The 18,740-nt window shown below is 42.2% G+C and carries 16 protein-coding genes and 1 pseudogene; 5 read left to right on the top strand and 12 right to left on the bottom strand.

Annotated elements, in window-relative coordinates; genetic code table 11:
- Window positions 1-35: 35 nt before the first annotated feature.
- The gene (locus tag MUK70_RS03970; protein WP_234658810.1) at window positions 36-212 is read left to right on the top strand and encodes a type II toxin-antitoxin system Phd/YefM family antitoxin; all 177 of its coding nucleotides are present in this window, start codon (window positions 36-38) and stop codon (window positions 210-212) included.
- Here the strand turns inward: MUK70_RS03970 and MUK70_RS03965 are convergent.
- The 10 genes and pseudogenes from MUK70_RS03965 to MUK70_RS03925 form a co-directional block, all read right to left on the bottom strand.
- Complete coding sequence (locus MUK70_RS03965; protein WP_255716840.1) at window positions 207-950, bottom strand: sulfite exporter TauE/SafE family protein; 744 nt, start codon at window positions 948-950, stop codon at window positions 207-209. The genes MUK70_RS03970 and MUK70_RS03965 overlap by 6 nt on opposite strands.
- Window positions 951-1,134: 184 nt before the next feature.
- On the bottom strand, window positions 1,135-1,494 hold the full coding sequence (locus MUK70_RS03960) for a nuclear transport factor 2 family protein (RefSeq protein WP_234658808.1): 360 nt from the start codon (window positions 1,492-1,494) through the stop codon (window positions 1,135-1,137).
- A gap of 250 nt (window positions 1,495-1,744) precedes the next feature.
- Window positions 1,745-2,788: an NAD(P)-dependent alcohol dehydrogenase gene (locus MUK70_RS03955; RefSeq protein WP_234658806.1), complete on the bottom strand. Its 1,044-nt coding sequence runs from the start codon at window positions 2,786-2,788 to the stop codon at window positions 1,745-1,747.
- Between the two features lie 77 nt (window positions 2,789-2,865).
- On the bottom strand, window positions 2,866-3,729 hold the full coding sequence (locus MUK70_RS03950) for an AraC family transcriptional regulator (protein ID WP_234658805.1): 864 nt from the start codon (window positions 3,727-3,729) through the stop codon (window positions 2,866-2,868).
- A gap of 222 nt (window positions 3,730-3,951) precedes the next feature.
- Entirely contained in the window at window positions 3,952-4,857 is a 906-nt protein-coding gene (locus tag MUK70_RS03945) for an alpha/beta hydrolase (protein ID WP_234658804.1), read from the bottom strand.
- Between the two features lie 42 nt (window positions 4,858-4,899).
- Entirely contained in the window at window positions 4,900-5,169 is a 270-nt protein-coding gene (locus MUK70_RS30945) for a GH36 C-terminal domain-containing protein (protein WP_310590046.1), read from the bottom strand.
- 60 nt (window positions 5,170-5,229) lie between these two features.
- A pseudogene (locus MUK70_RS03940) lies at window positions 5,230-7,098 on the bottom strand (alpha-galactosidase); the annotation flags it as partial.
- Between the two features lie 26 nt (window positions 7,099-7,124).
- Window positions 7,125-9,830, bottom strand: a complete 2,706-nt coding sequence (locus MUK70_RS03935) for a PQQ-dependent sugar dehydrogenase (RefSeq protein ID WP_234658802.1) — start codon at window positions 9,828-9,830, stop codon at window positions 7,125-7,127.
- Between the two features lie 32 nt (window positions 9,831-9,862).
- Window positions 9,863-11,173, bottom strand: coding sequence for a serine hydrolase domain-containing protein (locus MUK70_RS03930; protein WP_234658801.1), 1,311 nt, complete (start codon window positions 11,171-11,173; stop codon window positions 9,863-9,865).
- A 135-nt stretch (window positions 11,174-11,308) separates the two neighbouring features.
- Window positions 11,309-12,448, bottom strand: a complete 1,140-nt coding sequence (locus MUK70_RS03925) for a glycoside hydrolase family 26 protein (protein WP_234658800.1) — start codon at window positions 12,446-12,448, stop codon at window positions 11,309-11,311.
- A 469-nt stretch (window positions 12,449-12,917) separates the two neighbouring features.
- Here MUK70_RS03925 and MUK70_RS03920 point away from each other — a divergent pair, with 469 nt between their 5' ends.
- Window positions 12,918-13,343, top strand: coding sequence for a helix-turn-helix domain-containing protein (locus MUK70_RS03920; protein WP_234658799.1), 426 nt, complete (start codon window positions 12,918-12,920; stop codon window positions 13,341-13,343).
- Window positions 13,344-13,509: 166 nt separating this feature from the next.
- A complete protein-coding gene (locus tag MUK70_RS03915) occupies window positions 13,510-16,653 on the top strand; it encodes a P-loop NTPase fold protein (protein ID WP_234658798.1) in 3,144 nt (1,047 codons plus the stop codon).
- A 233-nt stretch (window positions 16,654-16,886) separates the two neighbouring features.
- Here MUK70_RS03915 and MUK70_RS03910 read toward each other — a convergent pair whose 3' ends face one another.
- Complete coding sequence (locus tag MUK70_RS03910) at window positions 16,887-17,168, bottom strand: helix-turn-helix transcriptional regulator (RefSeq protein ID WP_234658796.1); 282 nt, start codon at window positions 17,166-17,168, stop codon at window positions 16,887-16,889.
- A gap of 141 nt (window positions 17,169-17,309) precedes the next feature.
- On the opposite strand from MUK70_RS03910, the gene MUK70_RS03905 reads away from it, so the two are divergent.
- Window positions 17,310-17,570 (top strand): type II toxin-antitoxin system Phd/YefM family antitoxin, encoded by a 261-nt coding sequence (locus MUK70_RS03905; RefSeq protein WP_026632176.1) that lies wholly within the window; start codon window positions 17,310-17,312, stop codon window positions 17,568-17,570.
- Window positions 17,552-17,833 carry a Txe/YoeB family addiction module toxin gene (locus MUK70_RS03900; RefSeq protein ID WP_234658794.1) on the top strand — a complete coding sequence of 94 codons (282 nt, stop codon included), beginning with the start codon at window positions 17,552-17,554 and terminating at the stop codon, window positions 17,831-17,833. Before MUK70_RS03905 ends, MUK70_RS03900 begins: the two co-directional genes overlap by 19 nt.
- Before the next feature lie 194 nt (window positions 17,834-18,027).
- On the opposite strand, the gene MUK70_RS03895 is transcribed toward MUK70_RS03900, so the two are convergent.
- Window positions 18,028-18,678 carry a DUF1349 domain-containing protein gene (locus MUK70_RS03895; RefSeq protein ID WP_234658793.1) on the bottom strand — a complete coding sequence of 217 codons (651 nt, stop codon included), beginning with the start codon at window positions 18,676-18,678 and terminating at the stop codon, window positions 18,028-18,030.
- Window positions 18,679-18,740: the final 62 nt, after the last annotated feature.

Here is an 18,740-nt window from a genome sequence, read left to right as displayed (position 1 = left end):
ATCCGCTATCTTCGTGTACACAAAATCGTACACCCATGCGAATTATATCAGCCAGGGAATTTCGGGGAAAACAGAAGGATTATCTGGATCTGGCCGAGAAAGAGCGGGTAATCATTCACCGGGGAAAGAATAAGAAGTCAGTTTTACTCACGCCAATTGATGAAAATACTGAACATATGGGCAGAGATTCTGTGGTAGCCAAAACCCTATGACAAAAACTCTTGAAAAACATCATAACCATACCTTAGGATCATCAGCGAAACAACAACCAAAAATATTTTTCGGACGAATCCATTTCCTTCGCGCAAGGCCATTCTACTACCAATGATGTTGCCGGCAATGTTAAAAACAGCCATCAGCAGCCCAATACCCAACAGGTAATTCCAACTACGTATAAAAACCAGCAATGCCGAAGTATTTGTGACACAGTTGATGAGTTTTGCGTATCCCGAAGCGGTTAAAAAATCGAATCTGAGCAACACGACAAAACCCAGGATGAGAAAGCTACCAGTTCCGGGGCCAAAGAAGCCGTCATAAAAACCAACTACCAGACCAATTAGCGACCCCAGCAACAATTGCTTCGCAAATGGAAGCACTTTGGTTTGGACTGCACCCAGATTTTTATTTGTATAAACGTATATCAGCATTAAGATCAGAATAATCAGAATAACCGGTCTGAGAATGTCTGCCCTTACCATACTTACGGCTTTCGCTCCTAAAAAGGAAGCTGTAAAAGCAGCCAGACTAACGATGATGAGGAGACGGTAATCAAACCTGATGCGCTGGCTATACTGATACGCCGCCACAGATGTTCCAGAAATGGCGGCGATCTTGTTTGTGCCAAAAAGCGTCGCCACAGCCTTATCCGGGAACGCGATTAGGAGAGCCGGAATCTGTATCAAGCCTCCCCCTCCTACCACAGCATCAATAAAACCGGCTACAAAAGCCAGCGTACTTAAATGATAAAAGTAAGATCAAAGAGTAATCTGTATTGAAATAACTTATATCCATTCTGGATGTAGTTTACTGTTCAAAAACAATAAACTAAATAGCTTTGACATAACCGAAAATAAGAATATCAAAAGCATTATCCACGGATGAACGCTTTTGATATTCTTATTTATAGGCATCATTCTACTTTTTAACATGATAAACTTTACTTACAATTTTCCACAGATCACCATCTTTGACCAATGTAAACATATCAGCAAATTTACTGGGGCCGAATTGTGACTCGATCCGGACAATAGCCACATCTTCTGCCACATCCAGTGTAGTGAGTTCGTAACTCGCTTCCATAGGCTCCCAACTATCGAAACCATCAAATAAGGCCTGAATTGGTACACTTTTTAATTTACCATCCTCTGTCCAGGACATTGTTGCAGTCGGCGAAAATGCTTCCGCTGCGATTTTACCGCTGGCTTTCCGCCCACCTTCCACATACAAATCTATTGCACGTATTATACCTTGTTTTTCCTGCTGTGAAACTTCCATATTTTGGTTATTTTGACAACTATTTAATTGTCTTTATTTGTTGTACAAAATTACATCTAACCAAAGGAGCCTAGTATTCTATTCAGCTCAAATAATCTTTCTATTTGGTCCAATTTGGCCTGTTTAAAAAAGTGACATTTCCACACAAAAATGTGATGCTGACCAGGTCAGATTGAACCAGAATCAAATATCCGCTTATAAAAAAAGCCTCACCAAAATTTGGCAAGGCTTTACGTATCTGATATATCAACTACAAGGTTGCCATATCAATCACAAACCGGTAACGAACATCACCTTTTTCCATACGGTCGTAGGCTGTCTGAATATCTTTTATGTCAATAAGCTCAATGTCGGAAACGATGTTGTGCTCAGCACAGAAATCTAGCATTTCTTGTGTTTCGGCTATGCCTCCTATGCCAGATCCTGCGACACTTTTTCTTCCGCCAAGCAGACTAAAAGCCGCTATTTCTGCTGGTTTTGAAGGAACACCCACGCAAATCAGCGTACCGTCTGTCCGAAGCAACGAGAGGTACATATTGAAATCATGTTCGGCAGAAACGGTGTCCAGAATGAAGTCAAAAGTCCCCAAAGCTGCCTTTACCTGAGCCTCGTCGCTGGTAACAACAAAATGATGCGCACCCAGCCTTTTGGCATCTTCTTCTTTTTTTGGTGATGTACTTAAAACAGTTACTTCCGCACCGAAAGCAAGGCCAAACTTAACACCCATATGCCCCAAACCGCCAAGACCAAGTACCGCCAATTTGTGTCCTTTTCCCACTTTCCAATGTCTGAGAGGCGAATACGTGGTGATACCTGCACACAATAAGGGTGCGACAGCAGCCAGGTCGAGCTTTTCAGAGACATGCAGTACAAATTCTTCCCGCACCACAATGGTATTAGAATATCCACCATACGTTGGTGTTTTCCCATCACGTTCCAGTCCGTTGTAGGTTTGCGTATTGCCTTCCAGACAATATTGCTCAAGATCTCTTTTGCAATTTTCACACTCCTGGCAGGAATCAACCATACAGCCCGTTCCGGCCAGGTCGCCTACTTTGAATTTTTTTACATGATCACCAACTTTGACCACACGACCAACGATTTCATGTCCTGGTACCATTGGGAATATGCCCGGAAACCAGTCGTTATTGATCTGATGCAAATCGGAGTGGCAAACACCGCAATATAAAATATCAAACTGAACGTCGTGTGGGCCAACTTCTCTGCGTTCAAATGACCAAGGCGCTAAATCTTCATTAGGACTCTGTGCAGCGTATCCTTTTGTTTCTATCATCTCTGTAACTCTGTTTAAAATAAATATTGGGATTTGTAAAAATTTTGTAGGCTCAGCATAAGATCTGATTTAAATGCTTAACTACGAAATACCGAAGGAGCCTGACCGTGGTACTGCTTAAAAATCCTTGAAAAATGCGAAACGTTTTCAAACCCGAGCGTGTAGCAAATGTCAGAAACAGACATGAGTGTGGTTTCCAGCATATCCTTTGCCTTTTCCAATCTCTTCTCGCGTATCCATGAAGCCGGAGACGTATTATAAACCATTTGAAAATCTCTTTTGAAACTCGACAAACTTCTGCCTGACAAATAGGCCAGCTCCAATAAGGAAACCGGCGAAGCATAATGTTGTTCAACTACCTGACGAATCTCTGCCCGCACCGGCTGGTGCAATTGAAGAATCTGCAAAAACATATTGCGATTGCATTCTGCAACGTCGTATAGCAGTTCCATTATTTTCAGTCGCAACTGGCCTGGATGCACAATGGAGTCGTCATGAAAATATGGTTTAAGGGAATAGGCGAATGCCACCAGACATTCATTCATCGGATATACCGCCGTTTTAACCTCGCCTTCTATTTTGGGGACTTTAACTTCTGATGAAGCCAAAAAAGTTTTTAAGAGATCATCTTTTAAACTGAACATCAGACTGTCATAGATGTTGTCATTATCCGGGTTGCCCACTTTATCATATTGTACTGAAATCGCTTTCTTTAAAAGGATCATGTCGTTCTTTCCAAGCGTGTACTGCTGCTTTCCATACGTCAGCGTGACAGTCCCTTCCAAAACGATCAGCAGCAAATGCTCTTCCAGATACATAGTGCCTTTGGCCTCCATGCTGTGTATGCATTGCTCTATGACCGAACAGCCATCCAACATTAAAGCACTTTGTTGCCCTGGCCCGCTAACCAGCGCAGTAGGAACCTTAATCACTTTGCTCATATCGATTCTATAAAAAATCAGCTTGTTGGTAACATGATCAACGCAATCAATGTTGCCAGCACACTCATATCTGAACTATGACACAAAGGTATCAATCTTAAAATTGTCGGATTGTTCTATTTAGGTCAAAAAGTTTGCTGATTTAGCTCAAAGATTTAAGATCTGAACTCCTGCGAATTTTTAGCAGCCACAATTCCTTACAGACGATCCTGCCGAAGATGCTTACTTTTTTTGAATCATTCCAATGTCCATTAACCACCCCAAAAAACTTTCAGGCCAGTATTTCAGGGTTTCTCCTTTTGTAAAATCCATTGCAAATCCATGAGAGCCTTTATTGTAGATATGCATTTCGGCCGGAATTCCTGCTTTCAGCAGCGATGAATAAAAGTCAACACTTTTGGAGGCCGTAGTCAACTTATCGTCGTGGGCATTGATGATAAAAACTGGTGGACAACTTTCCTTTCGAACAGTATAATTCTTTAAAAATGCAGCATAAAAAAGACCTGCGAAATTGGGTTTCCAGCTAACCTTGCCGGGTCCTTCATTGATTTCTTCGGTTGCTGCAAGTTCTACCGCCAATGTTCCGCCAGCCGAAAAACCTGCTATGCCGATTTTATTGGGGTCAAGTTTAAGTTTAGATACATCTTTTCGTAAAGTGATGATGGCCTGCTTTGCATCATCGAATGCAGCTGCGAAATATGTATCTCTGGGAATTACAAAATTTTTGCTGCTATCTCTGGTATTGAGGCGATACTTTAACACCAACGATGCCACGCCCTGTTCTTTTAGCCAGAGTGCAAGGTCGGTACCTTCCCGATCAAACCAATTATCTACAAAACCGCCTCCGGGACATATCACTACGGCGACCCCCGTTTCTTTTCCGGGCGGTGGCAGATGAAGAACGTAAGTAGGAACGGACACTTTGCGAAAGACCCGGTTCTTCTTTGAAAGAGACTGGGGATTTACATCGAAATCTACCATTTCTTCGGCAGGATATTTGACGGGATTATCTTTGATACCCGATGGCCATAGTGGTTTTTCTTCGGATGTTTGGGCATCAACGGTAAATCGCAGAGTAAGCGAAAGACCAATTGTTAACAGCGTTGTCAATATGTTTTTCAGGTTCATAGCGCAAGATTTATGATTATAAACTCTTCAAAAAATAGCACCCTACATCGCCTCAATCTCCAATACCACACTAGTCCTTCTCGCATTCACAACCGGATTGAACCCCGCCGTCATTAGATATTCTCCCGAATAAACCTGATCTTCCTTGATAGCAGATTTTGTCCCAGGATAGAGATTCAACTCTTTCACTTTATAATTTTTAGAAGCATCTAACCCTTCCAGTCGGATCGGCGTATCGGAGCCGTCTCCGTTTCTATTTCCGACCAAATAGGAGAAGAGCACTGCTTTGGACTTGCTTTTCGTAACATACATCAGAGCGGCATAATCATTTTTCTTGGGATCAACCAACCGGAAAAGATCGCCCTGGAAAATGATATCCTTCACCGCATTGTAATTGGTAACCGCCTGCTGACTGAATTGCAGATCCTTTTCATTCAAATGACTTACCACAATGTCATAACCCAATCGCCCCATCATGGCCACATCCGTACGGAATTTCAAAGGTTGTTTCCCCCAATCCGTTACGTGCGCGCTAAGTGCGATTGACGGGAAGAAGTAAGAGTATTCCCATTGCATAAAAATCCTTTCCAAAGGATCCGTATTGTCGCTGGGCCAGAATTCTGTGAAATATTTCAGCGCTTCATAATCGACGCGACCACCGCCGCCGGAGCAAAGCATCATCGGGACTTTTGGATATTTTGTCCGCAGCTTTTCCAAAACTTTATATAAGCCTTTTACATAATCCACATAGAGTTTGGATTGTGCCTGCTTGCTTTTTTCAAGGTAAGCGGAGTAAGGATTGAATGTGGTTGCGTTGCAGTCCCATTTAATATAGGCGATGTCCGGATTTTCAATAAACAGTTTATCCAGAATGCCATATACAAAATCCTGAACTTCCGGATTTGACAAATCCAGCGGGAGCTGATTTCGCATGTAATGTTCCGGGCGCTGCGGTTGTTTGATCACCCAGTCCGGATGTTTTTCTTATAACTCACTTTTTGGATTTACCATTTCCGGCTCAACCCATATCCCGAATTTGATTCCGGTTTTCTGCGCTTCCTTCACCAGATAGCCGATCCCATTTGGCAATTTCTTTACGTTTTCCTGCCAGTCTCCCAAGCCAGCCCCATCACTGTTTCTCGGATATTTATTGGCAAACCAGCCGTCGTCCAGCAAAAACAGATCAACGCCCAGCTTCTTGCCATCTTTAAAAAGCTCAGAAAGTTTAGCTTCGTTGAAATCAAAATAAGTGGCTTCCCAGTTGTTCAGAAGTGTCATTCTGGTGCCTTCCCCATCCAAGATCCGATATTTTCTGGCCCAGTTATGCAGGTTGCGACTGGCTTCTCCTTTTCCATTTTCTGAGAATGTGTAGATAAAAGAAGGTGTTTTGAACTCCTGTTTTGAAGCAAGCGGATATTCGGAGGAATAAGGATTGATACCAGCGATTAATCGCAAATTATGGTATGAATCAACCTCAAATTCCATCTTGAAATTGCCTGACCAGGCCAGTGTCCCCAGTAATACTTTCCCTTCCGTTTCGGTTGCCGGTTTGTCAAAGGACAGGGAAAAAGTAGGTGGCTGATAAAGATTGGCGCGGGTTCCCAGTTTGGAGTCCAACACCCGGATTCCGGCTGTCAATTGCTCTTCTTCCGGATTCATTTCTTTGGCCCAGGTGCCGTTGTAATGTGTCAGATAATAATCTTTTGCGATGAAATAGAGGTTGGCGGAAGCGTATTTTTCAAGGGTAATGGGTTTCTTCTCTTCGCTTTTAATCACACTCCACTGCTCTACTACATTTTCCTGGAAATAGGTTTTGTAAAAAAGTGTTACTTCCACTGCATACACGGGGTCTTTCAAAACAATGCTGGTTAGACTTACATTGTCATTTTCCTTTGCGGTGCTGTGGCTCACATAAACAAGATCCAACGATTTGTTTCCATCGCCATGTGTAACTTGCAGCGCTGGTTCGGAGACATTCCATGTTCCCGCAGGCGTATAAGCCGAGTTATAAATCCCCGCATTTCCGTCACGCTGGCGGCTCTGCGATGGGATGAGTTTGTACTCCGTAGCCTGACTTAATTTCTTTCCGAAATAGGTTATTCCAAGATGATTTTCCTTGTCTGTTTGCAAGACCAGAACATTCTGTCTGGTTTCAATCGGGATAATGGTTGGCGCATTCTGAGCAAAGGAACTGGTTCCGATTATTGCCAGAAAAACACTGCTGAAAATATGCTTATACACAACTATATAATTTGATATGGATTGATTTATTCACCTGCGCCGAACCGAACAGCTTTGATTCTGATTGGAGCTCCGGTAAAGACAAAATAAACATCTTTAACACCCGATACTGCACCGGCAGCGATGTCGAAAATCATCCTATCACTGTATTCACCGGAAAACTTACCTAACAGAATTCCATCTGCGCTGCCTGCATGTGCCTCGATCGTTCCGGAGGGAGGTGTCGGTGCATTCCGCCCGGCAGCACGAATAATTTCAATGTGCTTGATGCCGGTCAGGTCAGCTCCTTTAAGCCTGAAAGACGCGCCGGAATTTCTGACAAATGCCATGGTACTGTCATTGTTAAAACTGATCTCTTTAACCTCATCGGCAAGAGTGACCGGCACTACCGGATTTCGAAGGACAACGGTCGATTCCGACGATTGGGAGGACGCTATTTTTGTACCCCGATCTGCGTATGCGGCGCGGAATATGAAGCTGCCTTCCGTATCACCCTTAGGCACAGCCGTTGTATAGGTACCTTTTACAGGCAAAGTTTTGGCCGGTTTGGGCGCATCCGACAAGCTCATAATGTAGCGGACAATTCCTTTCACATCGCTTTCCGCCATGGTCGGGTGTGCAGGCATAAACGCGTCTCCCCAAACGCCCGAACCGCCATTTAAAATCTTCTTGGACAAACCTGCAACCGCGGTTGGATCTCCCTTGTATTTCGCAGATATAGCTGTAAAAGAAGGACCCAGCACCTTTTCTTTAATGGCATGACAAGCCTTGCAATCGCCATTATTGATCAGCGAAATCGCGGTTGCATATTGCGCCGAAGCATCTACACTCATTTGCTTTTGTGCGATCCGGGTTAAGTTAAAACCCTCTGACAGATAGTTGGTACTGACAGAAACCTGAGAAGGCGCTATTTTCTTGTTTGCAAGACTGCCATCTTCCTTGTCGCTTACACGCACCTCATAGTCAATGCTTTTTCCTGGAAAATAGAAGGTGGAATTTCCTTTGGTTATTTTAAATTCCACCACCGGAGGTTCATTACCTGCTTTTATTTCAACTGATTTGGTATTTTTCTCCCCCGCTTTATCCGTTACAGTCAGGGTTGCCTGATACGTACCCGGCGTGGTAAAAGTGATCGACGGATTTGCATCTTTCAGCGTTTTGAAAACTGCATTGTTTTTCCTGACAACCCATTCATATTGCAGCGCGTCGTCTTCGTCAAAGTCTTTCGTGCCTTCCGAAGACAGTGTAACCTGCATGGGAAGCGCACCTGCTGTTTTACTGGCTGATGCTTCTACCAATGGTTTTCTGTTTCCGCTGTTGTATTCGATCCGGATCAGTTCTGCCTCCGGGTTATCTTTGAAATATCCGTTTCCATATTCCAGCACATACAGGTCACCGTCAGGCCCGAATTTCATGTCGATCGGCCCCTTTAGTTTCAGGTCAGGAAGAAAACGCTCCATGGATTTGTATTCGCCGTTTTCATCCATTTCCACCACATTGATCCAGCCCCGTACCCAGTCGGTGATGAACCATTTTCCTTCGTAGTATTCTGGAAATAATCGTGATGCATTTTTGAAATCATCTTTCCTGAATACCGGCCCACCCACTGCGCTGTTGCCCCCACTTTCCATCAGCGGAAATTCCTGGCTTTGTGCTTTTGAATACCATATAAACGCAGGTTGTGCAGCCGGAAGCTCCTTTAAGCCGCTGCTGTTGCGAGAATTGTTGACCGGATGAGCAGCATCAAAAGGCTCCCCAGACACTTTGGTGGCGAAGTCATATTTTACGTATGCCTTGTTATTGGCTACAAAATACGGCCATCCGTAAAACCCGGGTCCCTTGGCGCGGTTGAATTCATCATAGGATTGCGGTCCGCGTTTTTCGATGTCGTCACGGGAACCATCCGGGCCTACTTCTCCCCAGTAAAGCCATCCGGTTTTCGAATCGATTGTTGGCCGCCATGGGTTTCTGTTGCCCATCGTGTAAATTTCGGGCTTGGTCTGCGGCGTTCCAGGAGGAAAAAGGTTGCCTTTGGGAATGGTGTAGCTACCGTCCGGCTCTGGGTGGATACGCAGAATTTTTCCTCTCAAATCATTCGTATTGGGAGATGACTTCTGGGAGTCGCGGGGTGATTCCCCCGGCCTTTCATCTAGGGGAGCAAAACCGTCGGAAGCGCGCGAAAATGTATTGTCACCCGTAGTCAGATACAGGTTTTTATCTTTATCGAAAAGCATCCCTCCGCCCACATGACAGCATTCTTCACGCTGAACCGGCACTTCCATAACGACCTTTCGCGAGCTTTCCAGTAACTCCTTACCATGCCACTCGTATCGCACCAGCACGTTTTTGGCCTCGTCGCCAGCCAGGGAATAGTAAATGTAGATCCAGTGATTTTTATCATAATCAGGATCCAGGATGACGCCCTGCATGCCGTCTTCTCCTTCGGTTACTTCTCCTGCTTTGTTTACATATTTTGTACTGACGGCAAACTCAGCCACCATTTCCATAGTCTGCGACTTTGGATCATAAACCTTCAACTTACCCTTCCGCTCCGCATAAAGTACCCTGCCGTCTTTTAAAATTTGAAACTGCATGGGCTCTTCAAGCCGCTGGGCAAGAACCACCTTGGTGAACCGGTTACTTTCCGGCTTTTTAGGTGTTTGCGCTAATAATGGGCGAATTGGCAGAAAGGCAATGAACAATGAGAAAGCCCCTAATAAAGGCTTTCTCAAACATTTTGTCAGGAAATTGCAAGTATGGAACATTATTTAAAAAGTTGATAAGCTTTACTAAGAAATGGTTTGTACATCGGCTCATGCTTGGGCATATTCAGGTAAAACAGCACAATCATATTGTTTTCGGGGTCGATAATATAGTCCGTACCGTACAATCCGCCCCAGGCAAATGCGGTGTTGGAAACTTCCGGAACCGGTTTCTTTTCTGCATTATAGAGTTCAAATCCAAGCCCAAACTGAAACCCTTTTCCACCGGAATTCTCGGCAGGCAAGCGGTTGACCTTCGTCATCAGCTCTATGGTCTCCGGTTTGAGGATGCGCTTGCCATTGTACTCGCCCTTGTTGAGCAGCATCTGGCAAAATTTGGCATAGTCGCCAATAGGTCCGTTCAGGCCGATAGCTCCCTCCGCATAAGTTTGAACCGGGCTGATCGTGGTCTCGCTGAATTTGTTGGATTGCGGCACCAGTTTGCCATCAATGTCGCTATAAGCCTTCACAAACCGGTTCATTTTCGAAGATTCATAATACCAGTCCGTTTCAGTCATCCCTAAAGGATCCAGAACCGTTGATTTGACATATTCACGCAGACTTTTCCCCGAAATGACCTCGACCATATAAGCCAGCATATTCGTGCTGATATGGTAACTCCACTCGCTGCCGGGATCGAAACCCAACGGATATTTAGCCAGTGTGATCATTTCGTCTTTGAGAAATTTGGCCGTGCCAGCTCCGCCCGTTCGCTGTCCCGGGCCTGCCGGTGGTGTGGCTCCTGAGCTTGCAGCGGCACTTTTCTTCTCCATTTCGGCTCGCCGTGCCTTTCCGACCAGTCCGGCGCTGATTCCGGAAGAATGCGACATCAGATGTGCAAATATCATCGGCGTCTTCACTGGCCTTATTTCGAATGTTCCATCCTCTTTGATGGCTGTCGCCACTTCATCGGAAATCTCCGGAAAATATTTAGAAACTGGATCGTCAACCGAGACCAATCCCTTCTCCACCAGGGTCATAAAAGCCACGGTCGTCACTGCTTTGGTTTGAGAAAACAGGATATAGTAATCATCCACAGCAGCCGGAACCTTATTTTCGACGTCTTTGTAGCCAAATGCTTTATTGTACACGACATTCCCGCCTTTGGCAACAAAACCTACAATGCTGCTCGCTTTCTTCTGGTCAATAAAACTTTGCAGCAGCGAGTCAATGCGTTTTGTCTTGTCTTCGCTGGTGCCGGTGGCTTTAAGATCAGCTTTATAATTTAATTCCTGCGGCGCGGGGGATTTTTGCTGGGCAATTGTGCTGTTGAATGCAGTTAAAAGCGCAATGCTCAAATATATTTTCTTCATAACTATAATTTTTAAATTGATAACTATTCAGCAGCAGATAGCCTTTGAAATTTCAATGCCGTGTCAAAAAGCATATACATGTTGAAAACCCAAAAACAGATAAGACCTACCTATTACTAGAAGGCACAAAAAGCGCTATCTGCCATATATATTCTTCAAGTCGCCTTCAAACAGCGTGTATTCATTTTCATAAAACTTCTTGAAATCGGGTACGGCGGGATGCCCTGGAAACGGTGCGTAATAATGTGTTTCACTTCTGGTATCGTTGCGCCAGACAAGCACATAAGCCAGATTCAACCTATTCTTTTGCAATACTTTAAGCAATACCTCGGTATACCAGACAGGATTTACGATGGATTCCAGACCTGTTTCGGTCATGGCGGCCAGCTTTTTGTTTTCCAGTGCAAAGTCATTTACGATTTTGAGTTTTTTGATCGCTTGTTCCAGATTGTACTTGCCGTCGCGTCCCATGTCTCCGTAGTTATCCATCCCAACGAGGTCAACCCAATCGTTGCCCGGATACCGCTCCGTAAATTCGGCGACGCTGTTGAATTTATTGTCAGGGGAAAACGCGTAAATCAGGTTATGAACATCCAGACTATCCCGTAGATACCCTGCTGTGAATTGCCATAATGATTTGAATTCATCCGGCGTGCAGTGTGCCCTTCCCCACCAGAACCAGTCTCCGTCAAACTCATGATAAGGCCTGAAAATAAGCGGGATAGCCTCTCCTTCGGCACCTTTCAGACTTTTGAACCAACCTGCAAGACCTTGTAAAATGACCTTGTAATCTTGGTGATTTTTACCGCCCGGAATAATGTATTTCACCGCCGGCAACGAAACGGAATCTTTCCAGTAAAAACCACCGCCAGAAACTGGATTGGAGAAATGCCAGGAGATGGTTGTAATTCCGCCACGCCCGTAGGTATCAGTAACCAGTTTTTTTAGGCGTTCCTGACTTTTCTGTATAGACTCCACAGACCTGCCAGTCAATGGCGCAATGTCAACACCAATTACTGCCGGGTGTGAGCCAACAACTGACTTCACGTCCGATCGTCCCGGTTCGTCTCGCCAGCCATGTCCATAATCTGTTGCGTCCTGATGTCCAAAAAGTGTATGTTTTTTGGCTAGCTCGTGCATATTGCGGTAAAGTGCAGAGGTTTCTTTTGTTGCTTTGGAATCAATTAGTTTTTGAGCCCAAGAGAGCGAGCACGATGCAATAAAAAGTGCAGCGAAAGCGATTGCTATTTTGTTGATTTTGAAATTAATGTGCATTTGAAATTAGTATTGCTGTATTGAGATGAGTTCTTTGCCCTGGTAGAAAACCGTTGTTTTATCCGATTTGCCGTCACCGTCATAAATAGCTTATAACTTGGGAATTATTTACCGGAAGGAATAATTGGGAATAGAAAAAATAGAACTTTTTATTGCAAAAGTAGGACGGATCAGAATGCAGTTGGATTATGGAAAACCCTACTTTTTTAAAACTTAGGGTTTTCCCTTAAAGTCAGTCCAACTGTGCTGAGAGCAGCACCAAAGCATCGCCAGCAGGTACGACCATGCCATAGTTGATAGCTTGATCAAGATCGCCATCCGGGAAGAATCCACTTCTGCAAAGCACACAATCCTGAAAAACATACCCAACAATCTGCAACCGGTAACTTACATTCCCTGGCCTGTAAAATATACCTGAACTTCCCGAAGGATTTATATAAATTGCCTTTTTAACAAAAACCGTCCCTGTATGACACATACTACCTCCAATCCAAAGATCCACGAAGGCCGTAACCTTAAAAGATTTCGAGAAATGCTCGGGATCAAACAAGATTTCCTAGCGTTTGAACTCGGAGAAGACTGGAACCAGCAAAAAATCTCCCTCCTCGAACAAAAAGAAAAGATTGATTCCGACATTTTGGAGCAAGTTGCGGCGATTCTCAAAATTCCCGCTGAGGCGATTCGGAATTTTGATGAGGAGAAGGCGATTAATATCATTACGAATACTTACCACGATCATTCTAATGATAATTCGTTTAATCAGGGCACCTTTTATTTAAATCCTGTTGAAAAGATTATCCAGCTTCATGAGGAGAAGATTGCCTTATATGAAAGAATGTTGAAGGAGAAGGATGAGATGATGGGGCGTTTGGAAAGGTTGATTGGCGGGAAGTAGACAAAAGTCAGAGCGCTAATTATCAGTCTAGACAATTTACAAGAGTAGGCTGTGGTAAATCAAAGATCAATCCAGGTGCCATTGTAATACCTCTACTATGTGCTTACTATAAAGCCTCCCCACAAACCAGCTAATTAATTCTTACCAAGTTCTTAACCCTCAATATATGGACACGAAAAAAAATGCTCCTACATTTCTAGAAAACAAGCCGATCGGTGAAGATCTTTTTGAGGGAAAGTCGCAAGATAAAATTGCCAATGTTCTTATCGATGCAATCAGCAAAGAAAGTTTTAAAATAATTGGCATTGAAGGAGCATGGGGTACAGGCAAAAGTAATCTTGTCCAAATAATGGCTAAGAAACTAACATCTCACAAATTTTTTATCTATGATGTTTGGGGCCATCAAGAAGACGATCAGCGCCGGGCGATCCTAGTAGAGCTAACGGATTTTATCACGAATGAAAAAAGTAATATAATTAAAAATAAGGAAAAATGGGAAAATAAATTAAAGTCATTGCTTTCTAAGCAAAAAGAAACAACCACAACAAATATTCCTTATCTAAGCATGGGATTCATATTCTCATTGCTATCTATAATATATATTCCATCCGTAAACGCATATAAAGATTCATTTACGGATTATCTCGGAATTGAAAGAGTTTTTTGGAAGGCTGTCTTGTTATTTTTTCCAATTATTATTGTATCGCTTATTTACACATATTATTTGTGCATAAATATATTCTCAAATAAAAAAGGAAAAGAATCTTTCAAACTAGCAACCCAAGACACATTTCAAATCTACACTAACAAACAGAAGGAAGAAACCAAAATCGAAACAATTTCTGAAAATGAGCCCTCAGTAAAAGACTTTCGAAATTGGATGAAAGACATTGATAATGACCTTGAAAATAAGAAGCTGATAATAATTTTTGACAATCTAGATCGCCTTCCTAAAAAGCAAATACTTAGTATATGGTCTTCAATTCACGTGTTCTTCTCGGAAGAATCCTACAAGAATATTAAAGTGCTGATTCCATTTGACCGCCAACATATTCATCTGGCATTTCAAGAATCATACAGTCAAAAAGTCAATTTCGCGAACGACTATATTGACAAAACCTTCGATCTTGTATACAGAGTATCTCTTCCCATACTTTCAAATTGGAAAGGTTTTTTTAAAGACAAATGGAAAAAGGCGCAGTTATATACCGTGGAAGAAGAATACTTAAATGTCGAACAAATATTTGATGTGTTCCAGCAAACAATAACTCCGCGATCGATCATCGCTTTTATTAACGAAGTTGTGTCATTAAAAAGACTTTATGCTGAAATACCAGATAGATATATATCACTATTCGTGTTGAACAAAGAGGATATATTGTCAGACCCTCTAAAAGCAATTACATCACCCGCCTTTTTATCTGGCTTAACCTATAAATATGGTGATGACGAGGATTTTCAACGATACGTTACTGCCCTTGCATATCAAATAGATCCAAATAATTCCTTGGAGATCGTTTATAGAAAAAAACTAAGAGATAGCCTGATCAACAACAATCCATCCGTTCTTGCAGAAATTGCTAAAACTGCAGTGTTCAATCAAATAATTTCCCCAGCACTTGAAGAGATAGAAGATTTTGAGCGGCCAATTCTTGCATTAACTACATTAGACCAAGAAGAAACTATTAGCACATCTACGATCCAAGGCATTTGGGATGACATATATTTACAAATACGCCCCATATCTTACAAAGATTTCTCATTTAAAGAATATGAAGAGCAAATTGTTGCTCACATATCTATTGGATATAAAAAAGCCGCTGTAAAGAATATTCTTGATAGACTCATTAACCATTCGGATTTTGATGTAACTATCTACACTGGTGTTGTTGATAAACTAACACAGATAATTAATGAAAGCTCAATTCCGACCACTATAAATGAAATATTAACTTCAAAAACTATTAAACCAGAAACTTACATTGAACTAATAAATGTTAGAAAAGGTGAATATTTGAAGTATAACCTGAACTGCCCAATTAATGACATAGACTTATATTTGACTAATCTAGATTTTACAAAGTTGAGCATTAGTAACATAAGTACTTTCGACTATTTATATTACCTGAACAAATACTCCTTCCCGAACTTAGTAAGCAAGTTGGAACTCGATATAGAAGCAAATAAGCAATATAAGGATATTGTTTCTGCTCTTTTCCAAATATTAAAAATTGTAAAGAAAGATGTCATTGAATCCCCTTTTGAAGACTCAGAACTATATAGTCTTTTCAGCAGCACCGGGAAGGACGAAAAATTTTATTTAGATCTTATGGCAATGCGGATTCAAAGGACTAACGATTTCAGCGATATTTATGAATCAATATTCGAACCAGTATTACAAGATGAAGATCAAGATCTTGCCGATAGAATTTCTGAGCTAATTGAATATTACGTACAATTTGATAAACTCCTATTAAACTCACTCGAATTCGAAACTAAGGGTTTATATAGCAAGATAGTACTCAGCACAATTAATCGCGGTTTTTTTAACAGGAAAGCTGATGTTATTTCGTTGCTATATAAATTTGAAGAATTGTGTATAACTAATAACATTGAGCCTCAGAGGTTATTGAAAGTTTTAGACAAATTAAGTAAATCTATCATCGATCAAGATATTTCTGTAAGTCTTTCTCATTTTTATTTTAGCTCTGCTATTAGCAGCCAAACTAAGTTGGCGTCGAACAGCATAGATCAAGTCAGAGATTATTACAATAGAATATTAAAAGATGAGTGGATTTCCATTTTCAACAATTTCCAAGGTAGAGAGTTTAATATTTTAATGACGATTACATATCAAGGGTGGAATACCTACGCCGTCTCTGCACTTAGAGATCGTCTAATGGACATCATCTCTGCTAATGATGTGAGCGAATTGGCAAGCTTTCGACTCCTTATCGATTCTATGGAAGCATCTGGCAAAAATCTTGCAGGCATATTCAAGGATGTTAGAGACAAACTAATTTATACCGGAAATTCGACTAGTGATTTTTTCAATTTCTTCGCTGATGGTTTTTTCAAGCATTCTGTTCTTTTAGAACGAGCAGACGATGTGCTAAGAGCTATATTGGCACCAGAACTGTTTGATAATCAAATTTCCATACGAATTTTAGGTGAAAATCATTCTAGTATATCCAGGTTACTAGAATCTGGCTCAGAGGCAGAAAGAGTCCATTTTGTAGAAGCATTAATAGATAGAAAATCAAAGCCTGAGATTTTAGAGCTTGCCAGACATTTGAATATCGACGTCTAGCACTCTCAATAGGTATTTGCTACCTCATGGAACACGCATTATATGGCTATTTGCTTAAACGGTAACTAGTTTTCGGCACGACATCCAAGATCTGGTTAATTCAAAATCCATTTGGCAAAGTGGTTCTTAAAAATTCTGCCATTGACTGAATCCATCCCGGAAAATTTGAAAGCGAAACTTCCTTCCATTGAAGAACTTGAATTGCCAACAATAATTGAATGTTGCATTAAAAATCACCCAACCCTAACTCCAATCAACTCAACTCCCAACACCTCCTCAATCCGCACAATCGTCTCAATCGTGAAATTGCTATTACCTTTCACCCAGGTATTTACAGTCTGAGGTGTTACTTGCAACTTCTCCGCCAAATCCTTTTGGCTCATTCCAAGTTTGCGCAATTGGGCAAGGATATTAATCGCAATAATCCTCGACTTTTCAAGTGCTTTCGGATTTTCGGCTTTGCGGGCTGCGCGTTCTTTCCATTTGCTGGATTCAGTGGCTGTGACTGACTCCAATTTTTGTAATATATCTTCTCTCGTTTGCATAGTCATTCAAAATCAGTCTTCCTAGTTTCAATATTCAATTATTTCAAACAATAAACAAATCGACTTTTTCAGAATAAATACTTATCTTCGTGTACACAAATTCGTACACCCATGAGAATCATAACAGCCAGGGAATTTCGGGGGAAGCAGAAGGATTATTTGGATCTTGCAGAGAAAGAACGGGTGATCATTCACCGGGGAAAGAATAAGAAGTCAGTTTTACTCACGCCAATTGATGAAAGTACTGAAACTGATGTCTTTTTTTCGGACCCGCAAGTATTAAATGCCATTAAAGAAGGCATTGAGGACGTGAAGGCTGGAAGAGTGACTTCCATTCGCGATCTTAAAAATATATGGGCAGATATTCTGTAACCTTCTCTGACAGAGCAAAAAAAGACCTTTCCTTTTTACATAAATCCGGTGGCAAGTCACTCGTAAAACGCATCGAGCGCATTTTCGAAGAGCTTGGTGAAAATCCTTACAGTGGAATCGGCAAGCCTGAGCAACTTAAAAATAATCTTTCTGGACTATGGTCGCGGCGCATTGATAAGAAGCATCGCCTTGTTTATCAGATCATTGAACAAACTGTTACTGTCTTTGTGATTGCTGCGAAAGGGCATTATGACGATAAGTAGTTGGGATCGCGATGAGTCACCCCATCCTAACCCCAATCAACTCAACCCCCAAAACCTCGTCAATCCACACAATCGTGTCAATTGTAAAATTGCTATTCCCTTTCACCCAGGAATTCACGGTTTGAGGCGTTACCTGCAAATGCCCCTAATGTGAACAATGTATTATCCGCCTACTATCTCCTGGCAACATTCGGTCAGGGCTTAGCCTGAACAATTTGAACATTTCTAACGATTGCTTCTTCTACTTTTTCCGGATTATGGGAACAGATATACAAACCCACAAAAAGCGGAGTGGGTAGGTCGGGCATGTGATGCGAACCAACGGTCTGTAAGGCTTCACCTTTTTTTGCCACCCGCATGGTATACGCATTGCCCTTGCGCTCTACCTGGATTGTCTGAATATTCTTTTGCGGACTAAAAATTTCGCCTTCCGGATCACGCATCGCCATGCCTTTTTTGACTCGCCACTGAAATACGGTCAAGCCATCGCCATGCGCTACGGCACTGATGTGCGCGGCATCGTCGGTCAGTGATTCTCGAACCATCCAGCCTACTTTTCGATGCGGGTCTGTACCGGTTCCAACAAACTCAAAATCGGCAGTTACAGTAAAATCGCCACTTATTTTTTTGAACAGAAACTGAAATTCATCCCGTGCAAACCAAATGTTGTATCCGGAACCGCGCAGCCTGTATTCCTTGGTCACCTCGTTATAAGTTGATGAGCCGGCTAGTTTGGGCTTGCCAATGTCCTGACTATGTTGGAAAGCACCAATCGGAGTGTCGGCGGTGAAGCTGATAGAAATACCAATCGCTACGATAAAGAGAAAGAAACTTACTGGACGCATAGATTAAAAAGGTTTTTTAAAACTTAGGGAAAACCCGAAATAGAGAAGCAAAACTCAATTTT

It is taken from the genome of Dyadobacter chenwenxiniae (assembly GCF_022869785.1).
Lineage (GTDB): Bacteria > Bacteroidota > Bacteroidia > Cytophagales > Spirosomataceae > Dyadobacter > Dyadobacter chenwenxiniae.
The sequence above is the reverse complement of the archived record's forward strand: the minus strand, read 5'-3'. Positions and strand labels throughout refer to the sequence as shown.

Coding starts and splice junctions, on each gene's coding strand:
- MUK70_RS03920 (WP_234658799.1), top strand. CDS start 12,918: ATGACACATACTACCTCCAATCCAAAGATCCACGAAGGCCGTAACCTT.
- MUK70_RS03955 (WP_234658806.1), bottom strand. CDS start 2,788: ATGATAGAAACAAAAGGATACGCTGCACAGAGTCCTAATGAAGATTTA.
- MUK70_RS03900 (WP_234658794.1), top strand. CDS start 17,552: ATGGGCAGATATTCTGTAACCTTCTCTGACAGAGCAAAAAAAGACCTT.
- MUK70_RS30945 (WP_310590046.1), bottom strand. CDS start 5,169: ATGTATGTTACGAAAAGCAAGTCCAAAGCAGTGCTCTTCTCCTATTTG.
- MUK70_RS03950 (WP_234658805.1), bottom strand. CDS start 3,729: ATGAGCAAAGTGATTAAGGTTCCTACTGCGCTGGTTAGCGGGCCAGGG.
- MUK70_RS03905 (WP_026632176.1), top strand. CDS start 17,310: ATGAGAATCATAACAGCCAGGGAATTTCGGGGGAAGCAGAAGGATTAT.
- MUK70_RS03895 (WP_234658793.1), bottom strand. CDS start 18,678: ATGCGTCCAGTAAGTTTCTTTCTCTTTATCGTAGCGATTGGTATTTCT.
- MUK70_RS03925 (WP_234658800.1), bottom strand. CDS start 12,448: ATGCACATTAATTTCAAAATCAACAAAATAGCAATCGCTTTCGCTGCA.
- MUK70_RS03915 (WP_234658798.1), top strand. CDS start 13,510: ATGGACACGAAAAAAAATGCTCCTACATTTCTAGAAAACAAGCCGATC.
- MUK70_RS03945 (WP_234658804.1), bottom strand. CDS start 4,857: ATGAACCTGAAAAACATATTGACAACGCTGTTAACAATTGGTCTTTCG.
- MUK70_RS03930 (WP_234658801.1), bottom strand. CDS start 11,173: ATGAAGAAAATATATTTGAGCATTGCGCTTTTAACTGCATTCAACAGC.
- MUK70_RS03970 (WP_234658810.1), top strand. CDS start 36: ATGCGAATTATATCAGCCAGGGAATTTCGGGGAAAACAGAAGGATTAT.
- MUK70_RS03960 (WP_234658808.1), bottom strand. CDS start 1,494: ATGGAAGTTTCACAGCAGGAAAAACAAGGTATAATACGTGCAATAGAT.